This window comes from Parafrankia sp. BMG5.11, from assembly GCF_004337455.1.
Window position 1 is genome coordinate 42,805 of record NZ_SJXI01000062.1, and the last position, 16,647, is coordinate 59,451.

Sequence of the window (16,647 nt, forward strand, 5' to 3'; positions counted from 1 at the left end):
TTGTTGACTTTCGGGACGATACGGACATTTCTTCTGACGCGCTGCATCAGGAGCAGTGCATCGGGGTCGCGTGCGCGACAGAGTGATCCAGCTGTGGGTCGAAGTGGTGCGGGTACGGGAACCGTTGCGGGGCAGGTGGTCTTCGGCCTGGTCGACGCCACCGGCCGAACCCCCGCCAGCCCGGTCCCGCAGAGTCAGTCCCACCAGCCCGATCCGCCGTCCGTCCAGAAGGAGCCGCCGTGCCCACGCTCGACCGCCATGACGACGTGTTCGTCCTCGACATCGGCGACGGGGAGAACCGTTTCCACCCGGACTGGATCGCCTCCGTCGAGGCGGCACTGGACGAGGTGGAGAAGGCATCGGGGCCTCGGGCCCTGGTGACCGCCGCGACCGGAAAGTACTTCTCCAATGGGTTGGACCTGGACTGGCTGCTCGCGAACGCCGACCGGCAGCAGGAGTACGCGGTCAGCGTCCACGAACTGCTGGCCCGGATGCTGGCCCTGCCGGTGGTCACCGTGGCCGCGCTGCAGGGGCACACGTTCGCCGCGGGCGCGATGTTCTCCCTGGCGCACGACTTCCGGGTGATGCGGGCCGACCGCGGCTACTGGTGCCTGCCCGAAGCCGACATCGACATCCCCTTCACCCCGGCGATGTCCGCGCTGATCCAGGCCCGGCTGAGCCCGCAGACCGCGCACGAGGCGATGACCACGGCCCGCCGCTACGGCGGCCGCGACGCCTGCGCCGCCGCCATCGTCGATCGCGCGGTGGCGGAGGAGGAGGTACGCGGCACCGGCGTGGAGATCGCGCGAGCCCAGGCCGGCCGGGCGGGGACCACCCTGGGCACCATCAAGGAACGGATGTACGCACCCGTCCTGGACGCCCTGCGCGACCGGGGGCGTCCCCTCGACTGACGCGGCGGACCTCCCCGTTCGCACGCGCCGCGCGTAGCGTCGGACGGACGGCCGCCCGACCAGCGAGCTCCCCGACGACGGACGGACCGCTATGGACCCCGAGCTGAGGACCGGCGAACCGCGCACCGGCGAACCGTGCACCGGCGAACTGAGGATCGGTGAACCGGCGACGTCCGCCGCCGGTGTTTCCGGCGTGGCACACGCGCTGGCGCGCTGCCGGGAGCTGATGGGCGTGCGCCGTTCCGTGCAGACCCTGCGGCTGCTCAACCAGGACGACGGTTACGACTGCCCCGGCTGCGCCTGGCCCGACCCGCGGCCGGACGACCGTTCACGCGCCGAGTTCTGCGAGAACGGCGCGAAGGCCGTCGCGCAGGAGGCCACCCGGGCCCGGGTGACACCGGAGTTCTTCGCCGCGCACAGCCTGACCGACCTCGCCACCCGCTCCGGGCACTGGCTCGGTGAGCAGGGCCGGCTCATCAACCCCGTGTACAAGGCCGCGGGCAGCGACCATTACGCCCCCGTCGGCTGGGACGAGGCGTTCCGGATCGTCGCGGACGAGCTGACCGGCCTGGAAAACCCGGACGAGGCCGCCTTCTACACCTCGGGGCGGACGAGCAACGAGGCCGCTTTCCTTTACCAGCTCTTCGCCCGGGCGTTCGGCACGAACAATCTTCCGGACTGCTCGAACATGTGCCACGAGTCGTCGGGTGCCGCGCTGACCGAGACGATCGGGGTCGGCAAGGGCTCCGTCACCCTGGAGGACCTGGAGACGGCGGACCTGGTGCTCGTCGTCGGGCAGAATCCGGGCACGAACCATCCGCGGATGCTGACGTCGCTGGAGCGGCTGAAGCGGGCCGGTGGCAGTGTCGTCGCGGTCAACCCGCTGCCCGAGGCGGCGCTGATGCGGTTCCGTAACCCGCAGCGGGTCTCCGGGGTGCTCGGCCGGGGCACCGCGCTCGCCGACCAGTTCCTGCAGATCCGCCTCGGTGGGGACATGGCCCTGTTCCAGGCGCTGTCCGCCCGGCTGCTCGCCGCCGAGGAGGCCAGCCCCGGCACCGTCCTCGACCAGGCCTTCATCGCCGGGCACACGACCGGGTTCGAGGAGTTCGCGGCGCACGTACGCGCCCACCTGACCCCCGGCGACGTCGCCACCGCCACCGGTCTACGCCCAGATGAGATCGACGAGCTCGCCGGGCGGGTCCTCGCCGCCGACAAGGTGATCGTCTGCTGGGCGATGGGACTGACCCAGCACCCGGACGCCGTAGCGACGATCCGGGAGGTGGTGAACTTCCTGCTGCTGCGGGGCAACATCGGCCGTCCCGGCGCGGGGGTCTGCCCGGTGCGCGGCCACTCCAACGTCCAGGGCGACCGGACGATGGGCATCTGGGAGCGGATGCCCGACGCGTTCCTGGACGCCCTCGGCACCGAGTTCGGCTTCGCGCCGCCCCGCCACCACGGCCTGGACGTCGTCGACACCATCCGGGCCATGCGCGACGGCCGGGTGAAGGTGTTCGTCGCGATGGGCGGCAACTTCGTCGCCGCGACGCCGGACTCGGCCGTCACCGAGAACGCGATCCGCCGGTGCCGGCTCACCGTACAGGTCTCCACCGCGCTCAACCGCTCGCACGCCATCACCGGCGAGCGCGCCCTCATCCTGCCCACACTCGGCCGCACCGAGCTGGACGTCCAGGCCGGCGGCCCGCAGCGGGTCAGCGTCGAGGACTCGATGGGCTCCGTCCACGCCTCCCGCGGCCGGCTGGCCCCGGCCGGGCCCGAGCTGCGCTCCGAGATCGCGATCATCTGCGGCCTGGCCGCGGCGACCCTCGGCCACTCCGTCACAGCCACCGCGCCCGCGGACACCGCTGCCTCCGCCGCCAACGCCGCGCCTGCGGTGGACTGGGCGGCGCTGGCCGAGGACTACCGGCGGGTACGCGCGCACATCGCGAACGTGGTCCCTGGGTTCGCCGACTACGAGGCCCGCCTCGACGAGCCCGGCGGCTTCCTGCTCCCGCACCCGCCACGCGACAGCCGGACCTTCCCGACACCGAGCGGGCGGGCCGCCTTCACCGTGAACACCTGCGAGATCCGGCCGACGCCCCCCGGCCACCTGCTCCTACAGACGATCCGCTCCCATGATCAGTACAACACCACGATCTACGGGCTGGACGACCGCTACCGCGGGGTCCGCCACGGCCGCCGGGTCGTGCTGGTAAGCCCGGACGACCTGGCCGAGCTCGGCATCGCCGACGGCGCCCGGGTCGACCTGGTCGGGGTCTGGACCGACGGCGTGCAGCGCCGCGCCCCCGACTTCCGGGTGGTCTCGTATCCCACCGCCCGCGGCTGCGCCGCCGCCTACTTCCCGGAGACCAACGTCCTGGTGCCCCTCGACAGCACCGCCAAGCGCAGCAACACCCCGACGTCGAAGTCCATCCTGATCAGGCTGGACGTCCACCTGGAACAGTGACACGGCCCGCGGGCGCCCGGCGCGGATCCCCACCGAGGTGGTGGCGGCGGGAGTCGGCGGCACGCCCCTGGCCTGCGGCGATGCCGCCACCCCTACCCGGCCGGGCGCGGACGCGGCCGACAGCACGGACCGTCGGTGAAGATGGGGATCCGGTCGACGGGTTCGTCCCGCGGGGGATCGACGCGGGTTACACCGACCTGACCGCTGAGCAGATCCGAGGTGACGCGGGTGCTGACCGGCGGCCGACCGGACCCACGTGAGGGTGTCCGTCCCAGGCTCCCCGCGACCCGGGCCACGGGCGAGTGGCAGCCGGCCGAATGGAACGTCCCGCGCCGCGACCCGTTCTTCGTGGGCCGCGACGCGCTGCTCCAGCGCATCCACCGCGAACTGCGTCCGCCGGGAGCTGGCCGGGGACACGACTTCGGCCGGGGGCGCGGCGCCGGCCGGGGGCGCAACGCAGGTCAGGGACGTGACGTCGGCCGGGGGCGCAATCTCGGGCTGGTGTCCGCGCGCGGCGCGGGTGGGATGGGCGCGTCGCGGCTCGCCGTCGAGTACGCGCATCGGCACGCCGGCGACTACGGCCTGGTGTGGTGGGTGGACGCGGACACTCCCGAGCGCGCCGAGTCGTGCCTGGCCGAGCTAGCCGCCGCCATCGCCCCGCCGGGGGCTGGCCACCGGGCCGCCGTGCTGCGCCGCCTGTGGGCCGAGCTCGGCCAGCGCACGGACTGGCTGCTGATCTACGACGGTGTCGGTGATCCCCGCGACCTGACCGCCGTGGCACCGCCGGACAGCGGCCGGCTGCTCGTGACGAGCCGCGGACCAGCGGTGGCCAGGCTCACTCCCGTGCTGCTCGAGGTCGGCGAGCTGCGCCGGGACGAGTCGGTCCTGCTACTACGCCAGCACCACCGCGGAATCACCCCGCCGGCCGCCGAGACACTCGCCGGGGCGCTGGCGGACGTCCCGTTCGCGGTCGCGCTGGCCGGCCGCCACCTGGCGGCGACCGACCAGCCGGCCGCCGACTACCTGGCCCTGCTCGGGCGGGAGGCCGCTTCCGATCCGGTCGCCGCGGCTGTCGCAGCGAGCCGCGCGCGACTGGACGTGGTCGATCCGGCCGCGGCCGGCCTCCTCGACCAGGTGGCGTTCCTCGCAGCGGACCCCCTGACACTCACCCGGGCGCCAGCCGGCACCGCCGCCGCGGCCGCCCGGCTCGACCGCCTCGGCCTGGCCGACTGGGACGGGGCCACGATCCGCGTGCACGGGCACGTCCAGGCTCTGGTGCGCCGGCGGCTGGCCGGGGGCCGGCGGCCAGCCGCCCTGCTCGGCGCGCAGCGGCTGCTGGTCTGTGCGTACCTGCCCGGTCGCGACCCCGCGGACCCGGCCTCATGGCCGTCACTCGCCACGCTCGACCCGCACATCCGCACACTCACCACGTGGCTCGACGACGAGTGCGCGGACTTCCGCCGGCTGGTGCTGCGCACGGCCCGGTACCTGGCCGCCTCCGCCCGCTACGAAGCCGGCGAACGGCTCACGCACCAGGCACGGGCCCTCTGGGGTGAACGGCTGGGCCCGGACCACCCGGACACGCTTGCCGCCGCCGACCTCGAGGCCTCGATCCGCGCCGACGGGTTCGCCGATCACGACACCGCGCGGGCACTGCTGGGCGACGTCCACGCCCGCCGGGTGCGGGTGCTCGGCGAGCAGCACCGCGACACACTGCACTCGGCGTGGAACCTGGCGCGCGCGGCCGGGGAGAGCGGCGACCACGACGAGTCCGCCCGCTTGCTGCGAGACACCGTCGCCCGGCAGCGGGCGGAGCTCGGCCCGGACGACCGCGACACCCTGCGTTCGGCGCACAGCCTCGGCCACGCCCTGACCCGACTGGGGGAGTACGGGACGGCCCACGACCTGCTCGCGGAGACGCTCGCCCGCCGTGGCCGGACGTCCGGCGCCGCCCACCCGGACACCGTGTGGACCGCGGCGGTGCTCGGTGTCGCGCTGCGTGGCCTCGGCCGTGGCGCGCACGCCCGCGACCTGCACACCCGCGCGCTGGCCGGCGCGCGGGCACGGCTCGGCGACGAGCATCCGCTGACCCTGTACGCGGCGCTGCACCTCGCACTCGACCTGGCCGCCCTCGGCGCGGCCGACGCCGGCCGGGACCTGTTCACCGAAGTCATCGGCTGGGACGTCGTCGGATGGCGCGACAACTCTCCGGCGGGCCCACGAACCTGGGTCGTCCGGTGGGCCCGGGGCCACCAGGAGGACATCCGCCGACTGTGGTCGGGTAGCTGAGCTCGGTCGCGGGCCGTGGCCGCCACCCCTGATTCGATCTTGTCGGGAAACCATAGGTTTCCGGCCAGGGCCGGGATGGGTGTCGGACGGCTGGATCGCCGTCACCTGTGCCTGAGGATGGTCGGCTTGCCGGCCCTCTGCCTGCGGCTCGGTTGTTGGCGCGGCGGGGAGGCGGGACGCGTCTGGTTGGTGACGGCTTGTGGTCGTTCTGGCAAGCTGCGGGCATGGATGTGGGCACGGGGGCCCGGGGACCGGTCGGCGGGGAATCAACGTCCTCGGCGGGTTCGGGCGGTGGGGTGGACTTCTTCGTCTCCTACACCGGGGCGGATGAGGCGTGGGCGACCTGGGTCGCCGAGGTGCTCGAAGCCGCGGGCCGCACGGTGGCGGTGCAGGCGTGGGATTCCCCGGCGGGGGAGAACTTCGTGACCTGGATCAGCGTGCAGATGGGCGCTGCGGCCCGGACGGTTGCGGTCTGTTCGCAGGCGTATTTCGCTTCGCACTGGTGCACCCAGGAGTGGACCGGCGCCCTGGCCGGGCGGAGACTGACCCCGTTGCGTGTCGCCGACTGTCCAGTCCCGCCGGTGCTGTCGACCATCTCCTACCGGGACCTGTTCGATGTCGACGAGCCCGTAGCGCGACGGCGTCTGCTGGAGGCGGTCGGCCTGGTCCACCCCGTGCGGGTGTCCGGTGGCTTCCCCGGCCGGCCGGCCGCCCCGCCCTCGGTGGGGGCGGTGTTCCCGGGGCGGCTGCCCGCGGTGTGGAACGTGCCCGCGCGGAACCTGCTCTTCACCGGCCGTGACACCCTCCTGGACGGCCTGCGCACCCAGCTCGCCGCCGGTACCGGCCGTGTCGCGATCGCGGCGTTGCGGGGCGCCGGTGGGGTGGGTAAGTCGCAGCTGGCGGTGGAGTTCGCCTGGCGGTATGCCGCGGACTACCAACTGGTCTGGTGGGTGGACGCGGAAACCCCCGCGGGTCTGCTCGCCGGTCTTGCCGCTCTCGCGAACACTCTCGGGATCGGCTCGGGGGATCTGCCGGTCCGGGCGGGGGAGGCACTGGCGGAGCTGGGACGTCGACAGAGCTGGCTGCTGGTCTATGACAACGTCGGCGACCCGGCGACGTTGGCGCGGATGCTTCCGCCGGCCACGGGACGGCTGGTGGTGACCTGCCGCGATCCGGGGGTGGGCCGGGTCGGGGTGGAGTTGGTCGAAGTCGGCGAGTTCACCCGTGCCGAATCGTTCGCGCTTCTGCGCCGCTATCTGCCCACCCTGTCCGACACCGCCGCCGACCAGCTCGCTGACGCGCTCGGTGATCTACCGCTGGCCGTCGACCAGGCCGGGGCTTTCCTGGCCACCAGTGGTCTCCCCGTGCACGACTATCTGGCCCTGCTGGCCACCCGCCCCGCTCTGCTGCTCGCTGAGGAGACGCTGCATCATCCAGGGCTGGCCGCGACCGTCACCGCTGCCCGTGAACGGCTCGGCAGCGACCATCCGGGTGCTGCTGGCCTGCTGGATCGGCTGGCGTTCCTCGCCCCCGAACCCATCCCACTCCGCCCCGCCGGCAGCGAATGGCTGGCCCTCGGGGATCCCTACACCACGCACACCGCGCTTGCCGCGATCAGCAGACTCGCGCTCGCCCGCCGCACCGACACCACCCTCCAGCTGCACCGCCTCGTCCACGCCCTCCTGCGGGCCCGCCTCACCGCGGACCAGCGGCGCATCGCCCTCGCCGGTGCCCTTGACCTGCTCGCCACCGTCTACCCCGGCGAGGCGGAGGACCCCTCGGCCTGGCCGACCTACGCCACGCTCACCCCCCACGTCACCGCGGTCGCAGGCCATCTCGCTGACTTTCCCGGCCTGGCCGAACCCGACGGGTTCCGGCTGCTGCTGCACCGGACCTGCTGGTACCTGCACTGCAGCGGCCAGAACCACAGTGTCCGCACCCTCAGCCACACCACCCGCACCCGCTGGATCACCACGCTTGGCCCTGACCATCCCGACAGTCAGATCATCACCACCGCCCTCGCCACCGCGCTGGCCGACCTCGGTGAGCACCGGGCGGCGCGGGAGCTGGCCGAGGACACCCTGACCCGCCGTCGCCGGATCCTCTGCGACGACCACTCCCTCACCCTGCAATCGGCGAACAACCTCGCCAACCAGATGGCCGCCCTCGGCGAGCACCAGGCCGCCCGCAAGCTGGCCGAAGACACCCTGAACCGAATGCGGCGTCTCCTCGGTCACGACCACCCCGACACCCTGGCCTCAGCGAACAACCTCACCCTTCTGCTGGCCGACCTCGGTGAGCACCGGGCGGCGCGGGAGCTGGCCGAGGACACCCTGACCCGCCGCCGCCGGATCCTCGGCGACGACCACCCCCACACCCTGCGCTCGGCGAACAACCTCGCTTTCCACCGGGCCGCGGTGGGGGAGCACCAGGTGGCGCGGGAGCTGGCCGAGGACACCCTGACCCGCTGCCGCCGGATCCTCGGTGAGGACCATCCCGACACCCTGGCCTCAGCGCAAAACCTCGCCATCGATCTCAGTGTCTTGGGAGAGCACCAGGCAGCCCGGGAACTGGCCGAAGACACCCTCACCCGCCGCCGGCGCCTCCTCGGCGACGACCACCCCCACACCCGCGACAGTGCCGGCCAGCTCGAGCTCCTCCTCGAACAGCTCGGCCCGGCCCTCTGACGCCCGCCTGATCATCGACCTAACCCACCCGACTGATCTTGTCGGAAATCCGTCCGGGCGTGGGTGTGATCTTCATCGACAAGTGGCGGTGGTTCTTCGGCGTTCTGGTTCGCCGTATCGGGCATGCTTGCGGCGCTTGGACGAGCTGTGCAGGAGGAGCGGTCAGTTCCCTGGGTGTCGTGGGGCCGTTCTGGGGGCGCGGGCGGTGTGGTCGTGGTCGGCGAGGACCTGATCGATCGTGTACCGGGCGGCGTCGCACGTTCGCGAGGGGGCGGAGGCTTACGCCTCCTGCCGGCGGCGGGCCAGCAGCTGTGCCTGTCGGCCTCGTTCTTCGTCCGTCGGTGCTCGCACCAACTGGGCGACCTCGACAAGCCCTGCCTGCCGCGCCAACCCGGCGAGGTGGTCGGGCGGCCAGCGGTAGGCGCCTGTCACCCGATGGTCGTAGGCGTGCACCCCGGCCGCGGACTCGTCTGTGGCCAGGAAGCCGAGCAGCAGGTGGCCGCCGGGCGCCAGGACGCGGTGGACCTCGGCGAGGACGGCGGGGATGTCGGCGGGCGGGGTGTGGATGAGCGAGTAGCGGCAGAGGGCACCGCTGAGCGCGCGGTCCGGCAGGTCCAGCGCGGTCATCGTGCCCACCTCGAACCGCAACCCTGGATGAGAGCTTCGAGCCAAGGCGACCATCTCCGGCGACAGGTCCACACCGAACACGTCCAGCCCCAACCTGTGCAGGTAGGCCGTCGCATAGCCGGGCCCGCAGCCAAGGTCCGCGACCGGGCCCGCGAGATCGCGCACGACGTCGGCGAACGCGGACAGCAGCGCACGCTCCAGCGGCTGGCGATCGAGCACGTCAGCGAAAAGCTCGGCATACACCTCGGCCACACCGTCGTACGCCGCCGCGACGGTCGCCAGATAGCTCGGGGCAGACTCGGCCATGGCCGATCATCATAGGCGCGGGCCACACGATCATCGGCCCTGCCAAACAACGCGACCGGAACCCTGCCATCTATCGGGGCCGGACAGAAGGACCCGCATCAAGATAGTCAACGATGTTGACGGCGTAGGTTGCCGCGGTGATCTTGATCGAAGTCTGCAGCTGGCGGCATCAGGATGGTACGGACGGCGACAGTGCCGATCACCGGCGTTCGATGCTGCCGATGAACGGGTTGACCGTCCGCCGCGCGGTCGACGTCCTCGACCTGCACCCCGGCAGGTCTCTGGACGGTCTCGTCTCTACTCGTGCGGCAATCCCTGGCGGTCGCAGGCGGTGAGCAGATTGGGGCCGTCGGTGCGCAGCTGATCGAACGCGAGGGTCTGCAGGTCCTGCTGGACCGGTTCGATCCCCTCGACGAGGGGCTGGTAGCGGCTGTCCGCTTCGCTCGCCGCGGTCAACAAACCCACGGCGCCCTCGATACGCAGTGTGGTCGCGAATACGAGCGACCGGTAGTCGGTGATGGCGAACTGGTCCCGGGTTCGTGCCGCCGCGGCGCATCCCGCCGCCGCGTCCGCCTGGGCGTCGGTCGCTTCAACCGGGTCGGCGGGCAGACCCGCGGTGCGACAGACGGCGAGCGCGGCCGGGATGGTGTCGGTCAGACCGGCGATATCCAGGCGGTCGGTGTCGTCTCCGATCCGGTTGACGGCCTCCTTCAGCACGGTGAAACGGCCGTCCTGCTCCGCCGCCGCGCCGGTGAGACGCTGCGCACCTTTCAGCCGGTCACCAGCCACCCAAGGCTGGGACGCATCCGCCGGCAGCCGCAGGTCGTCCGTGCTGCGGGCCAGAGCGACACACGCCGCTGCCGCGTCCGCCGCAGCCGCCGCGGGGCCGGTCGGCGCCGGGCCGGTCGAACCATCACCCGACGACTCGCCGTCATCCGCACCGCACCCGACCAGCAGAACACCCGTAACGACAAGCACTGCAGCTGATCCCCAGCGACGCGAACGCCATCCACACCACATGCGCCAAGTGTGACAAAAAGGACGAGACTCCGCCTCCGTCCTCCTATTTACGATCTTGATCGTGGGGGCTTGGTGCGTATTCGAGCCTGTCGTTTAGTAGTGTTAAACAGGTATCTAGTATCGTCCCGGCTGTTCGCTCTCTGTGTCCGGTGCGGCTTCGGCCGGCTGGGAGCGGGCGACCGCTGCCCGTCCGCCGTCGGCGGTACCAGTCCCACTCGCGGTACCTGTGACGTCGTGCGGGCCGGAGCGGGAGAGTGATCGGATGACGCAGCCCGGCCGCCTGGCGGTGATCGGCTCGTGACCGCCGTGGCGCGGCGCCCCGGGGTGGGCCTGCCGCCCGTGGAACAGCTCCGGCCCGGCCTGTGGAGCATTCCGGTGCCGTTGCCGACGTCCGGCCTGAGCCACGTTTTCGTCTACCTGTTCGAGACCGATCACGGCGCCTACGTGATCGACAGCGGCTGGGACACCGACGCCGCCTTCGCCGCGGTCGAGGCGGGCCTGGCCACGGCCGGCTACGCCGTCACGGACCTGCGCGGGATCATGCCGACCCACATGCATCCCGACCACTACGGTCTCGCCGGCCGGCTGCGCGAGGCGTCCGGGGCGTGGATCGCGCTGCACCCGGCGGACGCCGCGCTGCTGCGCGACCATCCGACCGACCCCATGGAGCTGTTCCAGGCCGTCAACGAGGGGATGGTGCGGGCCGGCGCGCCCGCCGACGCCCTGCGGGACTTCACCGTCGACATGCTGCCGCCCGGCCCGCTGCCCGCGCTGCCGCAGCCGGACATCCTGCTCGAGGACGGAGACCGCCCGGACGTGCCCGGCTGGGATCTGCGCGCGGTCTGGACGCCTGGCCATTCCCCGGGCCACCTGTGCTTCTGGGAGCCGGCCAACCGGCTGCTGCTCTCCGGCGACCACGTGCTGCCGCGGATCACGCCGAACATCCCGTTCGAGGCGCGTGTCGCGGACGACCCGCTGGGCGACTACCTGCGCTCGCTGGACAAGGTCGACGCCCTGCCCGCGGAGGGCACGCTGCCCGCGCACGAGTACCGCTTCGAGGGCCTGTCGTCCCGGCTGGCCGAGCTGCGCCTGCACCACGAGCACCGGTTCGCCGAGGTGATCGCCGCGCTGCGTCCCGGCGCGACCACCGCCTGGGAGGTCGCCCGGCTCATGACGTGGTCGCGGCCGTGGGACGAGATCGGGGGTTTCATGAAGCGCAGCGCCGTCTCCGAGGCGCTCGCGCACCTGCGGGCGCTCGAACGGCGCGGGCTCGTGCACGAGCGGCCCGGCGACCCCCCCACCTGGCGGTTCACCGGGTCGTGATCGGACGTCCGCCGGCGGCGGATACTGCGGCTGCGGTGATTGTGCGAACTGTGTACGATGCGTGACTGTGACGATGCAGGCTCCGGCTGCCGTCCGGTCCGTTCGCCAGTTTCTCGCTGTCGGCGCGGGCTCGCGGTTCGTCGGGGTCCTCGCGGTGCTGATCGGGGCGCTCCTGCTCGCGGGAACGGTGAGCCGCGCGGTGGTCGCCCAGCGTCTCGACGCGACGGAGAGCATCCGGGAGCGGTCCGCGGCTGCGCTGATCATCGCCGAGCGGCTGCGGGCGGCCCTCGCCCGGGCGGACGCGACCGCCGCGGCGAACGTCTTCTCCTGGGTCGACCTCGTGCCGTCCCGCCCGTCGTCGCCCGCGGAGCGCCGGGAGAACTACGACGAGGTGAAGGCCGGCGGCTACTACACCGGTGACCACAGCGGGGACGCCGCCGTCTCCGGGCTCGCGGGTGATGACACGGCTCCCGCCGGGGACGGGCCGGCCGCCCCCAACCAGTACAGCGCCGCGGTGCGCTCGGCGACGACGGCGCTGCTCGAACTGCGCGAGGTCGACCCGGGGGAGTGCGAGTCGGCCCGCGCACCCGGTTCGACGTCGCACTGCGCGATGGACCGGATCGCGACCCTGATCCCGGAGTACGTGGGGCTGGTCGCCGAGGCGTCGGCGAACATCCGCGCGGGAAACACGGTCGGCGGCTCCTACCAGCGGCTGGCGTCCGACCTGATGGCGACGAGCATCCTCGGCCAGACGAACCTGCTGGTCACCGCCTACGGCGACCGGGTGGACGCCGACTACCGCCGGGCGACCGGCGGCCACGGCGAGGATCTGCTGCTCCTCGTGCTGGCCTGTGCGCTGGTCGCCCTCGTCGGCGCACAGGTGTACGTGTACCGCCGCACGCGGCGGATCCTCAACGCCGGCCTGCTGGCCGCGACCGGCGTGCTCGGTGCGGTCGCCGTGGCCTGCCTGGTCCTGCTCGGCGGGCAGCAGAGCCGGCTGTCCGCCGCGCAGCGGGGTGACTTCGTGCCCATGACCCTGCTGGCCGCCTCGCGCACTCTCGCCCTCGAGGCGCGGACCTGCGAGTACCTGTCCCTGGCGTCGCTGGGAAACGGCGACGGCGCCGACGCGTGCTTCCAGCGCGCGGTCGCCGGCCTCGGCTACGGCCTGGACGGCCGCCCCACCCCGACGGCGGGTGCCCTCTCGGCCGCTCTGGCCGAGCTCCCCGCCGAGCGCGCCGAGCTGGCGGCGGAGTTCACCGCCTGGCTGCGGGAGCGCGGTGAGGTGGTGGCGACCCTGCGGCGGCCCCCGCGCCCGACCGCCGGCGCCGGCAGTCCGGACGTCTTCGACGACGTCGTCGGCGTCACCCTGCGGTCGGAGCACTTCGACCGGTTCATCACCCGGGTGGACGGGCTGGTGGGCGCCCATCTCGAGGGCTTCAACGGTGAGGTGGACGCCGGGGCCGCCGACGTGCGCCTCCTCGCCGCCGTCCTCCCGATCGCCCTGCTCACCGCGGCGTCCTGCTGCGTGATCGGGATCAGTGCCCGCGTCCGGGAGTACCTGTGAACAGACGCGCCCGTGTCGTCGCCGTTCTCGTCGCGCTCGGGATCGGGCTGGGGCTGGCCGCGCTGCCGGGGTGCGCGACGACGGGCAGTCCGCTGCCCCGCCAGGCTCGGCCGCTGCCGCCCGCCGACGGCGTCGCCGCCCCGGCCCGTCCCGGGGCGGCCGCCGGCTCGGCGGGGCCCTCGTCAACACCAGGCCAGCCGGGTCCGTCCGCGCAGCCCTGCATCGCCCGCGCGAGTGTGCCCCCGCTCGCCGCCCTGCCGCCGCCGGGAGCGCGCGGATCGCGGATCGAGGCGATCCGGCGGTACGGCTACCTTCGCGTCGGGGTGACCACGGTGGCCCCGCCGTTCGGGTCGATGAACTGGCGCACCATGGAGGTGGAGGGCTTCGACCCGGCCATCGCCGGCGAGATCGCCGGGGCCATTCTCGGCGACCCCGAACTGGTGCAGTTCCGCGCGGTCGACACCCGGGACAGGGAGGCGCTGGTCGCCGACGGCACCGTCGACATCGTCACCGGCACGATGACGATGACCTGCGCCCGCAAGGAGCGGGTCCGCTTCTCCGGGGTGTACTACGAGGCCGCGATGCGCATCCTGGTGCCGGCCGGCGCGGGCCTGCGCACCGTCGGTGACCTCGCTGGACGGCCGGTCTGCTCGTCGCAGGGAAGCACCTCGTTCGAGAAGATCGCGAACCTGGTGCGCGGCCCCGGCCGGCCGATCGCGGTGAACCGGGTGGGGATCGTGGACTGCCTGGCCGCGCTCCAGCGCGGTGAGGTGGACGCGGTGGCCACCGACGACACGATCCTCGCCGGGATGCGTGCCGAGGACGCCACCGTCACCGTCCTCGGTCCCGAGGCGTTCGACGGCGTTCTGGGCCCGGCGGGCCGCGCCGGCCTCGACGAGCCCTACGGCGTGGCGATCGGCCGGACGGATCTCGCGCCGGGCCTCTCCCCGGCCGAGGCCGCGGCGAACCGGGCCGCCGACGACGCCTTCGTCGCCTTCGTCAACCGGGTGCTGCTCGACATGATGACCGGCCCGACCTGGAACAGGCTCCACACCCGCTACCTGCGCGACGTCCTGCGGGTCTCGGGCGTGCCCCCGAACGCCATCCAGCCGAACTGGCCGGACGGCGTGCTCGTCACGGGCGGCGGATCGTGATCCGGGTCCAGGCGCCGACGAACACCCGGTCCCCGTCACGCAGCGAGACGGGGTGCCCGGCCGGGATCGGCTGACTGCTGTCGTTCACCCTGGTCCCGTTGAGGGAGCCGTGGTCGACGACGGCGTAGCCGCCGTCCGGCTGCCGGACGAGGCTCGCGTGCCGCCCGGACACCGCCGGGTCGTCCGCCGGCCCGGACAGGTCGACGCCCGCCGGCGGGCCATCCGGCCCGGCGCCGATCAGGATCTCCGGCCCGTCCAGGTGGACCACCCAGGGGAGACGGCCTTCGGGGAGGCGCACGCCGTCCCCGATCACCCGGGCGAAGTGGGCCTCGTCGACCTCGACGACCGCATCCCAACGCGGCGACGCGGCGGGTGCCGGGTATACCCGCGGCACCACCGGACGCCGGCCGGTGGCGAACTCGTACCGGCAGCGCAGGCAGAACCGGTCGGTCGGCGCGGGGCGGGCCCGGCAGTGCGGGCAGTGCGCCGGCGTCGCCTCGGCCCGCGGGAATCGAGGGGCGAAGCTGTCGTCGGGGTCCCAGCTGCCCAGCGGGGGCCGTCCGCGGCCGGCCCGTGGTGCCGGCGGCTCCCCGGAGCCGGCCAGGGCGAGCCCGTCCGCCGCGGCCGGGGGGCCGCCCGGCCCGGCGCCGGCGATGCCGGCATCGCCGGCGGGCAGGTCGTCCGCGGGCTCGCCGTCGGCGTAGTCGTCGGGGTCGTCCGGCACGTCGTCGGGCTCGTCGGGGTCGTCGTCTGTGTCCGGATCGGTGCGCCGCCCGGTCGTCCCGCCGCGGCCGGCGGCATGCTGGGTGGTTGCCCCGGACAGCTCAGGGGTGGGATAGGCCCGCCCCGGGCCGGGGCCGGCCAGCCATCCGGTCGGCGGGCGGTAGGCCGGCCCGTCCTCGCCCTCGCTGTGCGGGCTGTCCCCGTCACCGTCGGCCGGGCCGGTTTCCGTGCTCACCGCGCCCTCCTCGGTTCGAGAGCCCGGGTGAACCGGTAGCGGACCTCGAGCACCTCGAACAGGTGGGGGTCGACGTCGGGCCGCACCCACGGCGCGTCCCCGGCCGGCGCGTCCCCGGCCGGGTCGGCCTCGACCACCTGCTCGAGAATCTCGGCCGTCGCCTGATCGTGGCTGGCGCGGGCCAGGTCGAGCGCGCGGCCCAGGTGCGCGCCGGCCGCGGCGAGGTCGCCGCGGCCCCGCGCGGCCATGCCCAGCCTGATCGCCTCCGCCAGGTCGATCACACCCCTGCTGTGCCGCACCTCCCGGGAGACCTGGGTGTGCAGCTGCTCGTCCGCGGTCCACATCGCCTGGACGTCCCCACCGGCCAGCCGCCGCCGGTCCGTGACGACCGCGATGCGGGCGAGCCGGCTCGGTCGGGTGATCCGGTGCGGGAGCAGGCCGGAGACGGAGAGGTGGTAGTCACGGCAGCCGGCGCCCCACGCCCCGGTGGGGAACTCGGTCTCCTGCCCGCCGACGGCCGTCCCGCGTTCGAGCAGGTCCTCGAGGGTGGGATGCACCTGCTTGAACGTGCTGATCCGTGCCCCGTGCGGGATCCACACCCGCAGCGAGACCGCCGGCAGCGCGCGGGCCATCGCCGCCTTCGTCATCGCCTGGAAGTCGGCGACCAGGTCGGCCGGGTCGGCGATGTCGCGGGCCGTGCCCAGCAGGGTGTCGGACACCGCGGTGAGCTCGGCGGCGACCCAGCCGCGGCCCACGCCCCGGCTGTCGCACTGGAAGTGCCCCCGGCACGCGGCCAGCGCGTCCGCGAAGTCCGCGGCGCTCTCGTGCTCGTTCCGCCCGTCGGTCAGCAGAATGGCGTGCCGGACGGCGTCGGGATGGCCGGCGAACAGGTCCCGGGCCGTCAGCAGCCAGCTCCCGATCGCGGTGCCCCCGGCGGCGCTCATCCGGTTGATGGTCCGCCGGGCCTGGTCGCGGGTGTCCGTGGCGGCGCGGGCCAGGCCGCCGCCCGGCGGGTAGACAACCTGGGCGGTGCCGGTGCCGCGGATCACGGCGAACAGCGTCCCCGGGCGCAGGCCGTCCACGGCCGCGCACGCGGCCCGCCGCGCGGCGTAGATCTTCGTGGCGGGTGTGCTCATCGACCCCGAGCAGTCGATGACGATCACCTCGACGTGCTCGACGTGCTCGACGTGCTCGACGTGCTCGACGTGCTCGACGTCCGGCTCGCCCGGTGCGCCGTCATCCTCGGCGCAGACCGTGAGCAGGGCATCCGCGTCGGTGACGCCGTCCGGGAGGTATTCGTCGGTGTAGACGTCGACCCGAAAACCGATCACGTCGCCCCGCAGA

At 73.4% G+C, this 16,647-nt stretch carries 11 protein-coding genes; 7 read left to right on the forward strand and 4 right to left on the reverse strand.

Going from position 1 to position 16,647, the window contains the following annotated elements; genetic code table 11:
* Positions 1 to 239 precede the first annotated feature (239 nt).
* The 4 genes from E0504_RS35665 to fxsT all read left to right on the forward strand — a co-directional run bounded on the left by E0504_RS35665 (position 240) and on the right by fxsT (position 8,351).
* On the forward strand, positions 240 to 911 hold the full coding sequence (locus tag E0504_RS35665) for an enoyl-CoA hydratase-related protein (RefSeq protein ID WP_112106325.1): 672 nt from the start codon (positions 240 to 242) through the stop codon (positions 909 to 911).
* Positions 912 to 1,002: 91 nt separating this feature from the next.
* Positions 1,003 to 3,375, forward strand: coding sequence for an FdhF/YdeP family oxidoreductase (locus E0504_RS35670; RefSeq protein WP_131626700.1), 2,373 nt, complete (start codon positions 1,003 to 1,005; stop codon positions 3,373 to 3,375).
* Positions 3,376 to 3,594: 219 nt separating this feature from the next.
* The gene (locus tag E0504_RS35675) at positions 3,595 to 5,664 is read left to right on the forward strand and encodes a tetratricopeptide repeat protein (RefSeq protein ID WP_235013978.1); all 2,070 of its coding nucleotides are present in this window, start codon (positions 3,595 to 3,597) and stop codon (positions 5,662 to 5,664) included.
* A gap of 224 nt (positions 5,665 to 5,888) precedes the next feature.
* Positions 5,889 to 8,351, forward strand: a complete 2,463-nt coding sequence (gene fxsT / locus E0504_RS35680; RefSeq protein WP_131626701.1) for an FxSxx-COOH system tetratricopeptide repeat protein — start codon at positions 5,889 to 5,891, stop codon at positions 8,349 to 8,351.
* Positions 8,352 to 8,630: 279 nt separating this feature from the next.
* On the opposite strand, the gene E0504_RS35685 is transcribed toward fxsT, so the two are convergent.
* Together E0504_RS35685 and E0504_RS35690 are read right to left on the reverse strand one after the other, a co-directional pair.
* The gene (locus E0504_RS35685) at positions 8,631 to 9,284 is read right to left on the reverse strand and encodes a class I SAM-dependent methyltransferase (RefSeq protein ID WP_131626702.1); all 654 of its coding nucleotides are present in this window, start codon (positions 9,282 to 9,284) and stop codon (positions 8,631 to 8,633) included.
* Between the two features lie 297 nt (positions 9,285 to 9,581).
* A complete protein-coding gene (locus E0504_RS35690; RefSeq protein ID WP_131626703.1) occupies positions 9,582 to 10,262 on the reverse strand; it encodes a hypothetical protein in 681 nt (226 codons plus the stop codon).
* A 339-nt stretch (positions 10,263 to 10,601) separates the two neighbouring features.
* Between E0504_RS35690 and E0504_RS35695 the strand changes: the two genes are divergently transcribed.
* From E0504_RS35695 to E0504_RS35705, 3 genes are all read left to right on the forward strand, one after another.
* Positions 10,602 to 11,627, forward strand: a complete 1,026-nt coding sequence (locus E0504_RS35695) for an MBL fold metallo-hydrolase (RefSeq protein ID WP_165938713.1) — start codon at positions 10,602 to 10,604, stop codon at positions 11,625 to 11,627.
* A gap of 73 nt (positions 11,628 to 11,700) precedes the next feature.
* Complete coding sequence (locus E0504_RS35700; protein WP_235013983.1) at positions 11,701 to 13,191, forward strand: hypothetical protein; 1,491 nt, start codon at positions 11,701 to 11,703, stop codon at positions 13,189 to 13,191.
* Positions 13,188 to 14,345: a transporter substrate-binding domain-containing protein gene (locus E0504_RS35705; RefSeq protein WP_131626704.1), complete on the forward strand. Its 1,158-nt coding sequence runs from the start codon at positions 13,188 to 13,190 to the stop codon at positions 14,343 to 14,345. Before E0504_RS35700 ends, E0504_RS35705 begins: the two co-directional genes overlap by 4 nt.
* Here the strand turns inward: E0504_RS35705 and E0504_RS35710 are convergent.
* On the reverse strand, positions 14,326 to 15,303 hold the full coding sequence (locus E0504_RS35710) for an FHA domain-containing protein (protein ID WP_207974640.1): 978 nt from the start codon (positions 15,301 to 15,303) through the stop codon (positions 14,326 to 14,328). The two genes, E0504_RS35705 and E0504_RS35710, sit on opposite strands and share 20 nt — an antisense overlap.
* Positions 15,300 to 16,634 carry a VWA domain-containing protein gene (locus tag E0504_RS35715; protein ID WP_131626706.1) on the reverse strand — a complete coding sequence of 445 codons (1,335 nt, stop codon included), beginning with the start codon at positions 16,632 to 16,634 and terminating at the stop codon, positions 15,300 to 15,302. Before E0504_RS35715 ends, E0504_RS35710 begins: the two co-directional genes overlap by 4 nt.
* Positions 16,635 to 16,647: the final 13 nt, after the last annotated feature.

Coding starts and splice junctions, on each gene's coding strand:
- fxsT (WP_131626701.1), top strand. CDS start 5,889: ATGGATGTGGGCACGGGGGCCCGGGGACCGGTCGGCGGGGAATCAACG.
- E0504_RS35670 (WP_131626700.1), top strand. CDS start 1,003: ATGGACCCCGAGCTGAGGACCGGCGAACCGCGCACCGGCGAACCGTGC.
- E0504_RS35700 (WP_235013983.1), top strand. CDS start 11,701: ATGCAGGCTCCGGCTGCCGTCCGGTCCGTTCGCCAGTTTCTCGCTGTC.
- E0504_RS35685 (WP_131626702.1), bottom strand. CDS start 9,284: ATGGCCGAGTCTGCCCCGAGCTATCTGGCGACCGTCGCGGCGGCGTAC.